Source organism: Pseudarthrobacter sp. NPDC059871 (genome assembly GCF_042731175.1).
Lineage (GTDB): Bacteria > Actinomycetota > Actinomycetes > Actinomycetales > Micrococcaceae > Arthrobacter.
Genome location: NZ_JBHWJV010000001.1, coordinates 236,356 through 252,110, shown reverse-complemented (window position 1 = coordinate 252,110; position 15,755 = coordinate 236,356). Strand labels below are relative to the sequence as shown.

11 protein-coding genes are annotated in these 15,755 nt (G+C 62.9%); 3 read left to right on the top strand and 8 right to left on the bottom strand.

The window, feature by feature from the left end; translation table 11 throughout:
- Positions 1-51 precede the first annotated feature (51 nt).
- A complete protein-coding gene (locus ACFV4R_RS01080; protein WP_377227102.1) occupies positions 52-1,242 on the top strand; it encodes a lipopolysaccharide biosynthesis protein in 1,191 nt (396 codons plus the stop codon).
- 59 nt (positions 1,243-1,301) lie between these two features.
- Here the strand turns inward: ACFV4R_RS01080 and ACFV4R_RS01075 are convergent, their stop codons facing one another.
- The 6 genes from ACFV4R_RS01075 to ACFV4R_RS01050 all read right to left on the bottom strand — a co-directional run bounded on the left by ACFV4R_RS01075 (position 1,302) and on the right by ACFV4R_RS01050 (position 8,947).
- Positions 1,302-3,272 carry a DUF6541 family protein gene (locus ACFV4R_RS01075; protein ID WP_377227104.1) on the bottom strand — a complete coding sequence of 657 codons (1,971 nt, stop codon included), beginning with the start codon at positions 3,270-3,272 and terminating at the stop codon, positions 1,302-1,304.
- 157 nt (positions 3,273-3,429) lie between these two features.
- On the bottom strand, positions 3,430-4,155 hold the full coding sequence (locus ACFV4R_RS01070; protein WP_045729775.1) for an ABC transporter ATP-binding protein: 726 nt from the start codon (positions 4,153-4,155) through the stop codon (positions 3,430-3,432).
- Positions 4,156-5,037, bottom strand: a complete 882-nt coding sequence (locus ACFV4R_RS01065) for an ABC transporter permease (RefSeq protein WP_056085018.1) — start codon at positions 5,035-5,037, stop codon at positions 4,156-4,158. It lies immediately after the preceding gene.
- A complete protein-coding gene (locus tag ACFV4R_RS01060; RefSeq protein ID WP_377202726.1) occupies positions 5,034-7,058 on the bottom strand; it encodes a glycosyltransferase in 2,025 nt (674 codons plus the stop codon). The genes ACFV4R_RS01065 and ACFV4R_RS01060 overlap by 4 nt, the downstream gene beginning before the upstream one ends.
- Positions 7,055-8,242, bottom strand: a complete 1,188-nt coding sequence (glf, locus tag ACFV4R_RS01055) for a UDP-galactopyranose mutase (protein WP_043794670.1) — start codon at positions 8,240-8,242, stop codon at positions 7,055-7,057. The genes ACFV4R_RS01060 and glf overlap by 4 nt, the downstream gene beginning before the upstream one ends.
- A gap of 120 nt (positions 8,243-8,362) precedes the next feature.
- Positions 8,363-8,947, bottom strand: coding sequence for an acyltransferase (locus ACFV4R_RS01050; RefSeq protein WP_377202727.1), 585 nt, complete (start codon positions 8,945-8,947; stop codon positions 8,363-8,365).
- A 185-nt stretch (positions 8,948-9,132) separates the two neighbouring features.
- On the opposite strand from ACFV4R_RS01050, the gene ACFV4R_RS01045 reads away from it, so the two are divergent.
- Entirely contained in the window at positions 9,133-13,164 is a 4,032-nt protein-coding gene (locus tag ACFV4R_RS01045) for an FtsK/SpoIIIE domain-containing protein (protein WP_377202728.1), read from the top strand.
- Here ACFV4R_RS01045 and ACFV4R_RS01040 read toward each other — a convergent pair.
- Positions 13,159-13,557 carry a hypothetical protein gene (locus ACFV4R_RS01040; protein ID WP_377202729.1) on the bottom strand — a complete coding sequence of 133 codons (399 nt, stop codon included), beginning with the start codon at positions 13,555-13,557 and terminating at the stop codon, positions 13,159-13,161. The genes ACFV4R_RS01045 and ACFV4R_RS01040 overlap by 6 nt on opposite strands.
- Positions 13,558-13,878: 321 nt before the next feature.
- On the opposite strand from ACFV4R_RS01040, the gene ACFV4R_RS01035 reads away from it, so the two are divergent.
- On the top strand, positions 13,879-14,127 hold the full coding sequence (locus ACFV4R_RS01035; RefSeq protein WP_015937605.1) for a WhiB family transcriptional regulator: 249 nt from the start codon (positions 13,879-13,881) through the stop codon (positions 14,125-14,127).
- Positions 14,128-14,261: 134 nt separating this feature from the next.
- Here ACFV4R_RS01035 and ACFV4R_RS01030 read toward each other — a convergent pair whose 3' ends face one another.
- Positions 14,262-15,734 carry a sensor histidine kinase gene (locus ACFV4R_RS01030; RefSeq protein ID WP_377202730.1) on the bottom strand — a complete coding sequence of 491 codons (1,473 nt, stop codon included), beginning with the start codon at positions 15,732-15,734 and terminating at the stop codon, positions 14,262-14,264.
- Positions 15,735-15,755 lie beyond the last annotated feature (21 nt).

Genomic DNA, 15,755 nt, shown 5'->3' with positions numbered 1-15,755 from the left:
GCAACACCAACAAAAGGAAACACTTAAGGCATGAGAGCTGTGTTGTTAAGATTGGCCGGCTTTACGGGGTTGCCCCTGGTGTCGATACTGACCCCGTTCCTCCTTATTCCGATCGTGTCGCGCGTCGCCGGGGAGGGCGGCTGGTCCACCGTCGTTTCAGGGCAAGCCATCGGGGCCTTTGGCGGTGCAGTCATCGCGTGGAGTTGGAACACCCTCGGCCCGGTCGAGATAGCCCAGAACCCTTCCCCGCAGCACCGTGCCGAAGTTTACCGGCAAAGCTTGAGGACCAGGCTGGTCCTGTCTGCGTTGGTTTTCCCTTTTGTGTTTATTCTGGCGTGGCAGTTGGCAGCCCCTGACCATCGGTTGGATGGCGCAGCGATGTCCCTGACGACCGCTGTTGCTGGACTATCCCCGGCCTGGTACTGCATCGGCGCAGGAAAGCCCGCCCTTCTGGCAACGTTCGACGCGCTGCCGCGGGTGGCAGCCACAATTGTTGCCGTTCCGGTGATCTTGCTGACAACCCATATCTGGCTGTACGGAATCATCCTGCTCGCGAGCGTTGGCGTAAGCCTGGTCATATTCCACCGCATCGTAGTTCCCGAGCGGGGCAAAACCTTCGCGTCCCGGGGCGGAACTTGGCAGTACTTGCGCCAACACTTCGGACCGGCCGCCATCAGCCTGTCCGGCACAACCTACGCAGCAACACCCGTTCCAATAGGGCAGGCCTTCGTGCCCAACGCCGTTATGGCCGGATTCAGTTCCGCGGACACGGTCTACCGTTTCGGTCTCTTTTCTGTGATGGCTTTGGGCAATACGTTCCAGGGCTGGACCCTGGAGCCGCAGGACGCAAGCCCGAAGAAGCGCCATACCGCCGCCATCGTGTCCCACCTTGCACTGGGGCTCGCAGGAGCTGCCTTCCTGGCTATCCTGGGACCGCTGGCTACGGAGATCATCATGGGATCGGTCAACAAAGCCGGTCAACTGACATGCGCCCTCTACGGCCTGTCGTTCCTCTTCATCTCCGCCAGCACCCCGTTCATCCGCAACCTCCTGCTCCCGCAGGGCCGGCAGCGTCTCATCCTCGTGTGGACACTGATCTCGGCTGTCATCGGAATTGCCCTCATGGTGCTCGCGGCGACCCGCGGCTGGGCGGATGGCATCGCGCTGGCAATGGCCCTCAGCGAGGCAATACTTTTCCTGGGCCTGCTGATGCCAGGGCTACGCCTGCTGAGAAAGGCTTAGCCCAACACCAGTTTCCGTCAACGCCACGGCAGATGGAGATGCGCTGGCGGATCCCTCGCTCAGTTTCCGCAAAGCTGCAGCTTGTAGAGCTTTGCGTCGCCTTCCGAATCTTCAAGAGTGGCCATGCCTGCGGCGATGAGGCTGTCCAGCCCCTTGTAACCGCTGTCCCGGCCGTGCACTTCACGATGGCCGAAGTCCAGTATGTAGTCGATGTTCAGTTTTTGGACCGCAGGGCATACCGCAGGATCGTCTTTGGACGGGGTAGGCCCGTTGAGGAGCGCTCCCGTTCCGTCAGGAACTGCGCTAAGGATGTGCAGCTGGATCAGCTTCCGGTCTGCCAGGGCATAAGCCAGGGAACTGCCGTTCCAGGGGTTCCCCACCATAACGGCGTCTTCCGGCACCTCCTCCGAAAGGCGGTCAATCAGCTCCAGCTCATCACTGGAGATCAGGGGTGAGTCAGCAGAAAGCCGGTATGACCCGGCCATCGAGTCCTGCGCTTGGCGAACACTTCCACGCTGTGTGAGCACACCCAGCGCCAGAACTGCAATCAGGCCGGCAACCACCATGTAGTTTGCCGGCGTTACGCGGGCGCCTTTGTCGAAGGGTTTGTCCCGTTCCGCTGCAGTCTTCCGCTGCACGATGCCCGCGCCGCCAGTGACTCCCCGAAGCAGTAGCTCCCAAGCGCAAACGGCGCCACGGGTGGCAAGGGGAATCGTGACCAACGGCAAGAGAGCGGCCAGTCGGGGAGGATCGTTGTACCAGATTCCCGTCCAGTAGGCCCGGAAGTCGTCAGCGGGGAACGAACTGACCACAACGAAGAGGAACGCCGCCACGGCATACGTTCCCAACCACCACAGCTGCCGGCCGGACCTTATTACCACGAAGATGCCAACGAGGGTCAGTGCCATGACGGCCCACGCCACGGGACGGCCAATTGCGGAGCTGGCGATGACTTCTCCGATGGCCTGGCCGCTACTCTCAACGGGTGGCCAGAAGGCAGCCTCCGCCGGTGGCCGGACGAGGTCCCAGAGAATCCTTACAACGACGACGGCGATCACGCCCAACGCCATCAGGGCCGCAGTGGCTATCCAGCGGGTTCGCCCACGCGACGAAGTCCATGTTCGCACCAGAAAACGCACGTAGACGAAGACCGCAGGCGGAGTCATCAGGGCAATCCAGGCCATGGCGGCGCTGGGGTGGGCGAGGGCGACGCCCGGGAGTACTGCGAGGAGGACCAGTGCTCCGATGATCCGGGAATGGACCGGCACCGCGGACAATCCGAGTACTTCAAGCGAAACAGCCAGAACCAGGGGCAGGAGGGCAACGGCAAGGAAATTCGGGTACAGCACCCCAAAATCGAGCAAAGAAATGGGAAAGGCGCCAAAACCGGCGGACAGGACACCGGCGGACAGGACGACCGCGGGGCGGTTCCCCCAGACAGTACGTGCGAGATACAGGCAGCCAAGGGGCCAGACAACGGCGGCGACAACAATGTTGATCACATTGACCGAGACGGGAATTCCGCCGCCGCCAACGCTGACCAGCAATGAAACAAGGTCATGCCATGCCGCAGGGTAAGAGGCCGCACCTGTCATCTCATTGAGCGTCAGGGAAGAGCCTGAGCCGGTATCGAGGATGTACCGGATCGCGTTCAGATGAAAGACATTGTCAAATGTCTGTGAAAATGACTCCGGGTGGCCGATGGCTTCCACAAGCCGGCGCGCAACCAAGAAGGCTGCCATGACAACAGCCAACACGATGGAACCCACGACCCAACGCCGATTGCCGCTGTCATGCGGCTGAACAGCCCCGCTTTTCTTCGTCACCACAACCGACGCCGCAAAGGCGAGTCCGGCCAAAATCGCAGTAATAACAAGGACTGGCGGCAGCGACCACCGGATTCCCGCGAACGGAGCCACGATCGCAGCAATGGCTATGACAGACACGCTGATTCCCGGTGCCAAGGCGAAGATACGGAATCCCCTCAACCTGGCTGCCGCACCCACGGCGAGTCCCGGAACAAACAGCAAAGCCGCTGCCAGGACAAACTGAGGGACTGTTTCAAACCAGGACAAGAATCCTCCGAAAATTCAGTGGCACAGCGGCCAGAGCGGCACGCCGTGCCACAAACTTTGACGAAACGGGACCATCATCCCCCCGAGACGAACCTCCTCGCGCAGCTAACTGTCAGGCGCGCAGAATCGAAACTGCCTCGTGGATGGGTCCGTCGAATTTCACGTTACCGTGCTCCAGGAGGATTCCCCGGTCGCAAATGCGGGAGACCAGGTCCAGGTCGTGACTCACCACCACAAGCGTCTTTCCGTCGCGGGCGAGTTCCTGGATCTTGTCAATGCACTTTCGCTGGAAAGGTTCGTCGCCCACGGCCAGAATCTCATCGATCAGGAACACTTCGGGATCAGTATGGACGGCAACGGAAAATGCGAGCCGCAAGTACATTCCCGACGAGTAGAACTTGACCTCGGTATCAATGAATTGCCCGATCTCGGAGAATTCCACAATGTCGTCGAATCGGTCCTTAACCTGCTGCTCGGTCATTCCCAGGATGGCGCCGTTGAGGAAGACGTTATCCCGGCCAGACAGGTCGGGGTGGAAGCCAGCGCCCACTTCGATGAGGCCAGCCACTCGCCCCCTGGTCCTTACGGTTCCCGAATCCGGCAGCATCACTCCGGAGATGTGCTTCAGCAACGTTGATTTGCCGGAACCGTTAAGGCCCAGCAACGCCACGGTCTCCCCCGTTTTGACGTCGACAGAAACGTTCTTCAGTGCATGGAACTTCTCGGACAGGTCGCCTTTCCGGCCCTTGACCAACCAAACAACTGCCTCTTTGATGGAGCGCGTGTGCCGGAGGACGAACTGCTTGCTGATGTCTGAAACTTCAATTGCGTTGACCACTCACAGCTCCTGAGCGAAGCGGCCCTCGAGCCGCCGGAAGGTGAACTGACCCAAAATAACAATGGCCAAGGCGATGACCAGGCCCAGCGGTGTCCACAGGGTGAAGAGATTTGGTGGCATAGCGGTGGTGCCATCTGTCGTGGGGAACCAGAACGCGTAATGGAACAGTTCCACACCAATGGTGATGGGGTTCGCCTGGTAGATGGCAAACCACGTTGAACCGAGTTTTGCCTCCACCATCGACCACGCGTACATCACCGGCGAAGCCCAGGTGGCAACCATCAGGAGCATGTCCACCAGGTTCTCCGAATCCCGGAAGTACACGTTTGCAGATCCGAACAGCAGGCCGAGGCCCGTGGCCAGCAGGCCCACGATCACAAAACCCGCCACGGCCGCCAGCAGCTGGAAGACACTCGGGTGCCATCCTGCCAGCAGGCAGCCGGCTACCAGGACTACCAGCTGCGGGAAGAAGTGAACCGCGGACACCCACACAGAGGCAACCGGGAAAAGTTCACGGGGCAGGTAGATCTTCTTGATCAGGTTCCCGTTGTTCACAATTGAACGGGACGCGTTTCCCAGCGCCTCGGAGAAGAAGTTGATCAGAACGATTCCCGAGAAAAGGTAGACCGCATAGTTGGGAAGACCTTCGGGGTTCCTGGCGCTGCGCTCCAGCCCCAGGAATACACCAAGGGCAACGTAGAAGACGACGAACTGAACGCCGGGTTTGACGTAGGACCACAGGAGTCCGAGTACGGACCCTCGATAGCGGACCTTGAGTTCCTTGCGGACCAACAGCTTGAGGAGGAACCCCGACTGCCGGATGTCCCGCAGTCCACCGCCAAGCCCTGGACTGGTCAATTCAGCCGGAGACGATGCACTCACTTGATTTCGTTCTGCGTGTGTTGCTCGAACGTCTTCCTCCACGACTCCATCGACGTCAGGTCCGCGACAGCTGCCTTGTACTTCCTGCTGAGCGCGGGCCATTCCTTGAGCAGCGCGGTGTGCAGGCGCGCACTCTCTGCCAGCATCTTCCTCAGTTGCTTGGGGTCCCGCTGGTACCAGGACGCACCGGTCCCCTCGGCGTTTGAGACTACTGCACTGTCGTACTGAGCCATGCGCCACCACCGGTTGTCCTGGTGGGCAATGGTCGTTTGCGGACGCTCGGTGCTGGTTCCCTTCACCGGGCTCGCCAGCTGGCGGACGACGGTTTTTGCTGCCCAGGGAAGCAGGGACATCTTGGACGGCTGGGCCGGCCCGTGTCCTCGGCGCGGAGGCTTGTCCATCTTCGCCGCCGGGAAGTCCTCAGGATTCGGTTTGAAGACGGCGTCCGGGTGCGCGGACATCATTTCGCGGATCTGGGGCAGCTTGGACGGCAGAAGGTCAGGCAGGGCTTCGGGGCCCTTCAGGACGTCTTCGAGCGCCCACTGGCGGCCCTGCGCGGTGGCGTACTGCATGGAAACAAGGTGTTTGACATCGGCATACTGCGATTCCTTGATGACGCGCCCGCCAAACTCGTAAGGGCTGTGGAGCAGTGCGGCCACCACGCGGTTACGGGCGTGGAAGTATGCCTGCCAACCGACGAGGTCGTCCTTGTCAATCCAGGAGACGTGCCAAACGGCCGATCCCGGAAGAGAGACCGTGGAGTAACCGTGGGCTTTCGCACGCAGCCCATACTCCGAATCATCCCATTTGATGAACAGCGGAAGGGAGAGGCCGATTTCCCGGATAACCTGCGTGGGAATCAGGCACATCCACCACCCGTTGTAGTCAACGTCGCAGCGGCGGTGCAGCCAGGACGTCTGACGAAGGTTGGAGGACTGGAAGTCGTGGCCCAGGATCATTTCGTCGCTGGGCAGGGACGGCTGGAACCGGTAGGGGTTGACCACCTCTCCAAAGGTGTGCAGCACCGTCCTGTTGTAGAGGTCGAACATATGTCCGCCCACCAGGGTCGGCGTCTTGCAGCGATCCGCAAAGGTCAGGAGCCGGATGATGCTTTCCGGCTCCACGACGACGTCGTCATCCATAAGGAGTGCGTAGTCGCTGCCGTTTTCAACGGCTTCGAACATTCCGCGGGCGAATCCGCCCGACCCCCCGAGGTTGGACTGGTTAATGATGCGCAACTTGCCGTTGAGCATCTTTTTGATGTCGTCAAACCCGTCCGCGTCGGCGAGCTTCTGGGTCCCCTGGTCCACGATCAGGATTTCCTGGACGTGGTCGAGGGCCTCTTTGCTTTCGGCCAGAAGCCGGAGGTTGTTGAGGCAGAAGTCGGTCTTGTTCAGGGTGGTGATCTGGAGGGTTACGGAGCCGGGGGTACTCTCAACGGCAGGGCCCTGCCATTCCGCATCGAGCATCACCAGCGGCTCAGTTCCGGCCAGCAGGTCGAACCAGTACCAACCGCCGTCACCAAAGGGTGCAAGGGACAGTTCGAAGAAGTTCTCGGCAGTACCCTCAACGCGGCGAGTGTCTACGCGCTGCAGGGATCCGCGGGCGTTCGACTTGTACACGATGACAGAACCGGTGCCCTGCGTGCGGACCTGCAGCCGGACCTTGTCCACGGTGGTCCAGCGCCGCCAGTAGCTGGCAGGAAACGCATTGAAGTAGCTGCCGAAGGACACCCGTTCGCCCGACCGTACGGAAGTCGAGTGCCGTGAGAGGAAATCCTCCACGTGCGCTTCCTTGGTGGGGCTGCTGATGGTCCGGGCCTTGGGGGTTTTCCCGTCCCGGTCGCCAGCCGTCGGCAACTGGATTCCTGTGGCTGTGCCCATGTCCATGTAGAGGGGAACAGTATCCATCTGGCTGGCGCTGGGGAGGATGACGCGTTGCAGCGTCTGCCACTGCTGGCCGGTTTCCGCTGCGCCGCCCTCGGCCTTGTTCTGGTTCTTGGTATCGGTGGGGACGCTCATGCGTCGACTCCTCCGCTTTCGATGTCGGCTCCCGCCTCGAAGTGAGGACGGATCTTGTTATCGAACATGGTCAGGGCAGAACCGATGGCCATGTGCATGTCAAGGTACTTGTAAGTGCCCAGGCGGCCACCGAACAGGACGTCCTTTTCACCGGCCGCGAGATCGCGGTACTTGAGCAGCCGGTCGCGGTCTGCCGATGTGTTGATCGGGTAATAGGGCTCATCGCCCTTCTCGGCAAAGCGCGAGAACTCGCGCATGATGACGGTCTTTTCCGTCTGGTACTCCCGCTCGGGGTGGAAGTGCCGGGGTTCGATAACGCGGGTGTAGGCCACGTCTTCGTCGTTGTAGTTGACCACGGACGTACCCTGGAAGTCGCCGACGTCGAGCACTTCCTCTTCGAAATCAATCGTGCGCCAGGAGAGGTCACCCTCGGCGTAATCGAAGTAGCGGTCAACGGGACCCGTGTATACGACCGGAATATTGCCGACAACCTTGTTCTTGCTGTATTCGTGCGACTCGTCAAAGAAGTCCGTGTTCAGGCGGACCTCGATGTTCGGGTGCTCCGCCATCTTTTCGATCCAGGCCGTGTAGCCGTTGGTGGGCAGGCCTTCGTACTTGTCGTTGAAGTACCGGTTGTCGTAGTTATAGCGGACCGGCAGGCGCGAGATGATCCCGGCGGGAAGGTCCTTCGGGTCCGTCTGCCACTGCTTGCCCGTGTAGTGCTTGATAAAGGCTTCGTACAGGGGACGCCCGATCAGCTGGATTCCCTTGTCATTAAGGTTCTGCGGGTCGGTGCCTGCAAGCTCTCCGGCCTGCTCCTGGATCAGGTCCTTGGCCTGGCCCGGAGTGAGGTTTGCCCGGAAGAACTGGTTGATGGTGGCGAGGTTGATGGGGAGGGAGTAAACCTCACCCTTGTGCACCCCGTAAACCTTGTGCACGTAATTTGTGAAGCTGGTGAACCGGTTGACGTACTCCCACACGCGTTCGTTCGAGGTGTGGAACAGGTGGGCACCGTAGCGGTGCACCTCGATACCTGTCTGCTCTTCCTTTTCGCTGTAGGCGTTTCCGCCGATGTGGTGGCGACGGTCGAGGACAACGACCTTCAAGCCGAGCTCAGTGGCGGCCTGTTCTGCGATTGTCAGGCCAAAAAAGCCGGACCCTACGATGACGAGGTCAGCGGTCACAAAATCTCCTGGTTCGAATGCGGGCAGCGCAATGTTGAGCATTGTCTGCTGCTCTAGCCTACCCGAGTGACTGCGGCGCCAGTCGAATCGCCTCCCCTGCCGGTTCGGCCTGGGAGCGGGTTATACCTCCCGCAGCTCCCCGTCCGTTTCCACATAATTGGCCCCGGTCTGCGGACAGACCCAAAAGGATCCATCCTGCTTCAAGGGGTGTCCTGCCCGGCCAACCCATCCCACGCGGCGGGCAGGCACCCCCGCGACAAGGGCGAATTCCGGCACATCCTTGGTGACGACGGCGCCCGCAGCAACGGTGGCCCAAGCACCGATCGTTACGGGCGCAATGCACACCGCCCGCGCTCCAATGGCGGCGCCTTCCCGGATGGTTACCCCTACCTTGTCCCAGTCCTCCTCCGTCTTCAGGCCCCCGTCGGGCGTGACCGCCCGGGGGAAGACGTCATTGGTAAGTACAACTGCGGGTCCGATGAAGACGCCCGGGGCAAGGACGGCGGGCTCATAGACAAGGGCGTAGTTCTGCACCTTGCAGTTGTCCCCCAGGACCACTCCCGGACCTATATAGGCCCCGCGTCCAATCACACAGTTACTCCCCAACCGCGCCGATTCCCGGACCTGGGCCAGGTGCCACACTTTCGAACCGGACCCGATGACGGAGTCGGGGGAAACATCGGCACTGTCAGCAATGGTGCTCACAGGTCTCCTTCGTGGCCGCAGGACCGCCGGTGGAGGTCCGTGTGGAGCGATCCTAGCCCAGTGAAGGATCAGCAAGGGAGTACCTCCCCGGAACAATCAAAGGTTTTCCACATAGCGCCCTTACGGGGCTGCCCGTGCGGGGGCCGGACCTTAGCTTGGAAACAACGTTCAAAGGAATCCCACACATGACACTCCACTGCACGTTGGTACGAGCAGCCGGCCCTGGTTCGGGCAACGAGCCCCTGGAGCTGACCATTGAGGCTCCCCAAGGAACCCCCGGGACGGAACTCCACCACCTTCTTGCCCGCAAGTTCGGCACAGGGGAGGTTACCGTCCGGGGAATCCGCCTGGGCTCGCTCAACGTTGGCACCGCTCCGCTCGTCGCCGGTGCGGTACTCGTCGATGCCGGCGATGCCAGGCTGCCGCTCCGGAAGCAGCTGTCCCGGGTTGCAGCCGAGGCGGAAGCTGGGCTGGCATTGGCTGTCCACAGCGGCTCGGGAGCCGGCACCGTGGTTGCCCTTGCCCGCGGGACCTTCACAATTGGCAGGAGCGGCGCACGGATCTCCCTTGACGACGCCGAAATGTCGCGGGAGCACGCGAAGCTGACCGTCACGGACACGGGCATCTTCATCGAAGACCTGGACAGCTCCAACGGAACCTGGGTGGATGGCCGGAGAGTCCGGAATGCGGCGGTGTCCACGGCATCCGACATACGTTGCGGAACGTCGTCCATGTCCCTGATCTTCACGGATTGCCTGCCGGTGCCTCTGGCGGATGCGGGCGCGTCGGTGGCGGACCCCATTGCCGTTACCGCCGGCACTGACCATGGAAGCCGCGCGGTCATCATACTGACCGCAACGCTCCCCCTGGCCATCGGGGTCGGGTTGGCGGTCTTTACGGGGATGTGGGTGTTCCTGGCGTTCGCCGGCGCCTCAGCCGTCTCGGTGCTTGTTCCGCTGCTAACAGGGCGCAGGCAGCGGCGGGACACCGCAGCCGCGGTCGCTGCTGCTGTCCAGAAAGACAAGCAACGACGACGGCGGGCCGGGCCATCCCTGGCCACGCTCGCCTTGAGTACGCCGCGCCTTGGATCCAACGGAACAGGCGCCGGCGAAGGAAGGATCTGGCTTCGACTCGGCCTGGGCGTCCAGCCCGCGAATATCAGCGTCCAGCCTGCAGGCGCAGTCCGGGACCTGCCGTCCGCGGGTGCAGTGCCACTCCTCCTCGACCCGTCCCGGCCGGAAACAGTGTTTCAAGGAGCACGCCCGGCGCTGGACGCCATGATCAGGGCGCTGGTCATGCAGATGGCCGGTTATCCCCGGAGCCGTGAGACCAGGGTAGTCATCCACGGCCGGCCCGATGTCCTTCCCCTCGCTGCCAGGTTCCTTCCGCGCGTCGTCCTGACGGCAACCGGGGAGTCATGCCGACGGCATCTGTCGGAGAAGTTTTCAGCGGGTCCCCCGCATGGAGTCCTCATCTTGGCCGGCCCGTTCGACAGCCTGGAACCGGACAACACCCTTGCCGCTACTGGCGTCCAGCTCGGCTGGCAGGTCCTCAGGTTCACCACCCCGGCAGAGCCAGCCAGTACAGCGGATGTGGACCTGTCCGAGCCGGAATCGTCCCTCCTCCGCCCGGGAAACCACTCGAAATTCGTTCCCGACCTGGCCCCCGCGAAGGTCTTCGACGCGTTCTGCCGGAACCATGCAGCCGGAGCCGATAACAAGGCGCGGGAAGACTACATCCCGGATACGTGCGCCCTCGCGGACGTCATGCCATTGTCGGCGGACGCAACAGCTGCCCGATGGGACAAAGGCGCGCAGACCACAGGGCTGGCAGTTCCGTTGGGACTCAGCGCCGGAGGTGTCAGGCCCTGGGACCTTGACGGCGACGGGCCGCATCTCCTGGTGGCAGGGACCACCGGTTCGGGGAAGTCGGAGTTGCTGCGCACCCTCGTTGTTGCGCTGGCACTAAGCCATCCGCCCGAACTGGTGAACTTCCTCTTCGTCGACTTCAAGGGTGGCTCCGGACTCGGGCCGCTGACCAACCTCGTGCACTGTGTCGGGCTGCTGACTGACTTGTCCGCCAGTGAGCTTGACCGCACCCTTGCCTCATTGCGGGCTGAGATCCGGCTCCGTGAAGAGGCCCTCGCCGCGGCCAACGTGCCGGATCTGGCCTCCTACCATTCCACACAGGAGGTGGCTGGCCCTGCTCTCCCCCATCTGGTCATCATCATTGATGAGTTCAGGATGCTCGTGGATGACGCCCCGGAGGTCCTGCGGGAGCTGATGCGCATTGCCGCGATCGGACGGTCCCTCGGCATCCATCTGGTGATGGCCACGCAGCGGCCGCAGGGAGCACTGACAGCCGACATCAGGGCCAACGTGACATCCAGCATCGCCCTGCGGGTCCAGTCCGACATGGAATCCCATGACATTATCGGCACCAAAGCTGCGGCAGGCATTGGGGTGGACTGCCCAGGGCGCGCGTTCCTTGCACGGGGAACGGAGCCTGCCCAGGAGTTCCAGGCGGCAACACTCAACCTTTACGGCAGTGAAACCCGGAACGATGCCCTTCACATTCAGCGCACCGTCGATTTCCTGAGGGCGGAAGAAGGAGCTGCTCCCGGATGCCAAGCGCCCACCCCAGCGCAGGCCGCACGGCCCTATGTTGAATTGGTCCGCACGCTTTGGGCAGCACGGGGCGGGTCCCTGCCCCGGCACCCAGTAGCTCCTCCCCTTCCGCATGACCTCCGAGACCCTGTGGCGGCACCGGCGCAGGCAAGCGGCCGGCCGCCAACCGGATCGCAGCCGGATTGGTCTGTTGAGCTGGGCGCCATGGACCTTCCCCATGCCCAATGCGTCCTTCCACTGACCTGGGAACCATCCCGGCACGGCCACCTGGCTTTCATTGGCTCGGCCTCCTCCGGCGCCGTTGAAGCCCTCGACCTCGCAGTCCGTCGCCTGCTGGCGCACCCGCGTGAGTCACACTGCTACTTCTTGGATGCCCCTGGCGGACTCCAGCATGCCGCCGGCCATCGAAGGACGGGTGCCCATGCCGGAATCCACGAACTCCGCCGCGCGGTCCGGGTACTGGAGCGGCTGGCCCTCGAGCTTGGGCACCGCCTCAGCCGCCCCGATGAAGGGGCCACTCCGTTGGTGCTGGTCATCTCCGGGTGGGGATCGTGGGTGTCTGCCTTCAGGTCCGGACCGCTTGCGTGGGCTGAGGACGTGGTCCAGGACCTGGTAAGGGACGGTCAGCGCGCCGGGATAACTGTCGCGGTATCCGGGGAACGGGAACTGGCCACCGCGCGCTTTGCCGGTTCCCTGCCCAACCGGCTGTACTTCCCCGCGGCCTCCAACGAGGACAGCAGGCTCGCTTGGCCCAGGATGCCTTCCACGGAAAAGGTAAAAGGACGGGCGGTGGCCTTCGGACCAGTCGCCGGAGGCGAGCCAGCGGTCTGCCAGGTCTATGACCTCGCCATAGCGGACCAGGGACAACAGGCCACGGGCATGGAGCTGAACTCCAAACCTGAATTCCCGCCCTTCCGGATTGAGTCATTGCCCCCGCTTATCTCAGCGGCGGACGTTCAGGAGTCTGCGGCGAGCCGGTCCTCATCCGTGGCCGCCGCCCGGTCCACCCCGCCCGGACTTCTGATCGGCGTGGGTGGAGACGAACTCTCCCCGGTCCGCCTGAACTTACCCGCCGGCGGCGTTTTCACCATCCTTGGCCGTTCCGGCGGTGGTAAAACCAACAGCCTCCGCGCCCTGAGGATCCTTAACCCGGAAGCCTGCTGGGTGCATCCGCCGGACACCGCAGAGCCGGACAGGTTTTGGACATCCCTGCGCCTGGATCCCGCGTCCCGGGCTGCGGCCGGGCGCCGGGTCCTCATCGCCGACGACGCCGACCAACTGTCTGCAGACGCCCTGACCGCACTGGCGGAACTTCACTCACGGGGCCACACCGTCCTGTTGACCGCAAACTACAATCCCCTGCTGCTGCAGCGCCTCCCCCTTGTCATGGCGTCGAGGGCTCACGGCGCCGGAATGCTGCTCGCGCCGCGCTCCATGGCGGACGGGGACCTCTTCGGCGTCCGCTTCGAAGTGGAGCCCACTGCTCCGCCGGGCAGGGCAGTGCTGATTTCCGGAGGAGGGTCGGCCGCCGTCCAGGTTGCCTGGGCGCCGCTGGGAGGGGATGCCGAAGGGCGGCCAAACGGGCTATAAAGCCGGCGGCGCTCCGCCGGTCCGGGAAGCGTAGGCGGTGACGCTGTTATGGAACAGGAGCACAAGGGCTGCCACCGCAGGAACGACCATGGCCAATCCAGCCAGAACCAGTCCGCTGGTCAGGGTTGGGAAGCCGATCGTCAGAACGAACAGTTGGGCTACCAGGGCCGCCGCACGGGTCCACCGGAACCCGCGGTATAGGAAATGGCCGACCGCGTACAGCCACGCCGAAAAAGCGAGCAAAAGCCCGAGGGTGAACACCGCACCCCAGAACGACAGGACCGGGCTCCCTGATACCAGCTCGAATGCGTACCAGGCAGCTGCCGCCAGGAGGGCCGTAGCCTCAGCCGCAACCACCACGGCAATGAGGACCGCAGCGCGGGGAGGCCGCACTTTCCCCGATGCATCAGCACCGTCCTGGCCAGGGTGGGTTCCCCCGGGAGGAGGCGGGGGATCTGCGGGGTTGGAAGGGGGTCTTGACACACTGGCACCCTACCGGACATAGTCGGAGACTGGTGAGGGCCAGTGCCAACAGTGTGATGTATCGCTCAGCATTCCCGGGATATCAAGCGTTATTACCCCTTGTTTACACAGCGTTAACATGACAGGCTTGATGGAGATGACCAAGGGGGCCCTGCCGGGCCCTTTTCCTTTGTAGCTACTAGTGAATAATTTCACAAAGGGCGATTCCCAGAAATGGAGCAACTAATCAGCATGGATTGGCGTAACCGCGCAGCGTGCCTCGAGAAGGATCCGGAACTTTTCTTCCCCGTCGGGAACACAGGGCCGGCACTCCTGCAGATTGAGGAAGCCAAAAGTGTCTGCCGCCGGTGCCCGGTAGTCGATACCTGCCTCCAGTGGGCACTTGAGTCCGGCCAGGACGCCGGCGTTTGGGGCGGCATGAGCGAAGACGAGCGCCGCGCCCTTAAGCGCCGGGCAGCCCGGGCACGCCGCGCTTCATAAGCGGCAGCCCCCCCGACATACAGCGGAAAGACTTCCGCAAGTAGAAAGAGCTCCGGCAGCAACCGATCAGGTTGCCGCCGGAGCTCTTTCCATTCAATGCCAGGGGACGCCGCCGGACAGCAGGCGGCGCCCGGCTATCTGCCCAAGAGACTCAGGCGGATGCGGACCGCTGTGCCGCCGCCTTCGCGGGGCAGCCACTGGATGGTTCCGCCAAGCTCGCTGGTCACGAGGGTCCGCACGATCTGAAGCCCAAGACCCTCGACGTGGGGAGTATCCGGTAGTCCCACGCCATCGTCGGCGATGGTCACGATCAGCTCCTCGTCGTCGCCATCCTCGCCCTCCGCACGGTCGGCAATGAGCCACACAGTCCCTGCACGCCCCTCAAGGCCATGTTCCACAGCATTGGTGACCAATTCGTTGATCACCAGCGCGAGGGGGGTGGCCAGGTCGCTGGGAAGCTCGCCGAAGGTGCCCGAACGCTCCGTCTTCACCTGCTGGGACGGTGAGGCGACCTCCGCGGACAGCCTGAACTGCCGTCCGATCAGCTCATCAAAATCGACGCTCTGGGTCAGTCCCTGGGACAGGGTTTCATGGACCAGGGCGATCGTCGCAACCCGGCGCATCGCCTGTTCCAGGCCCTGTTTGGCTTCCTCGCTGACCATCCGGCGTGACTGCATCCGGAGGAGTGCGGCAACGGTTTGAAGGTTGTTCTTCACCCGGTGGTGAATTTCGCGGATGGTGGCGTCCTTGGTGACCAGCTCCATTTCCCGCCGCCTGAGCTCCGACACATCGCGGCACAGCACCAAGGCTCCGAACCGTTGCTGTTCGTCGCGAAGGGGAATCGCCCGGAGAGACAGGCTGACGCCGCGGGACTCGATTTCACTGCGCCACGGCATCCGGCCGGTAACAACCAGGGGCAAGGTTTCATCGACCATCCGACGGTCCTTGAGGAGGCTTGCAGTTACTTCCGCCAAGGAGCGGCCCTCCAGCGATTCACCATCACCCAGCCGGCGGAAGGCAGAGACACCGTTGGGGCTGGCGTACTGCACCACGCCGTCGGCGTCGAGCCTGATCAACCCGTCGCCCACCCGCGGTGCCCCGCGGCGCGACCCCGTCGGTGAGGCGAAGTCAGGCCACAGGCCAAGCGTCCCCATCCGTAACAGGTCATAGGCGCACTGACGGTACGTCAGCTCAAGCCGGGACGGCATCCGTGAGCTGGACAGGTCCATGTGGGTAGTGACAACGGCCAGGGTCCGTCCATTCCGCACCATGGGAACAGCCTCAACCCGCAGAGCCATATCGCTGCTCCAGTTTGTCTCACTGGAGCGCTCGATGGCCCTGCTGTTCCAGGCCTTGTCCACCAAGGGCCGAAGGTCGGAGCGGATGCCTTCGCCGACAAAGTCCCCATGGAACACGGTGTGCGTTGTGGACGGCCGGACGTGCGCCAGCGCCACATACCCGTACTCGGGATGCGGGAACCACAGTGCGAGGTCGGCGAAGGCCAGGTCCGCAACCATCTGCCAGTCCCCCACCAGCAGGTGAAGCCATTCGGCATCACCCGGGCCAAAATCGGCGTGTTCCCTGATGGGGTCGGTAAAGATTGCCACTGCACCTCCAGTTGCGACGCC

Excerpts from the sequence above, each read along its gene's own strand:
- ACFV4R_RS01045 (WP_377202728.1), top strand. The coding sequence starts at position 9,133 with ATGACACTCCACTGCACGTTGGTACGAGCAGCCGGCCCTGGTTCGGGC.
- ACFV4R_RS01035 (WP_015937605.1), top strand. The coding sequence starts at position 13,879 with ATGGATTGGCGTAACCGCGCAGCGTGCCTCGAGAAGGATCCGGAACTT.
- ACFV4R_RS01060 (WP_377202726.1), bottom strand. The coding sequence starts at position 7,058 with ATGAGCGTCCCCACCGATACCAAGAACCAGAACAAGGCCGAGGGCGGC.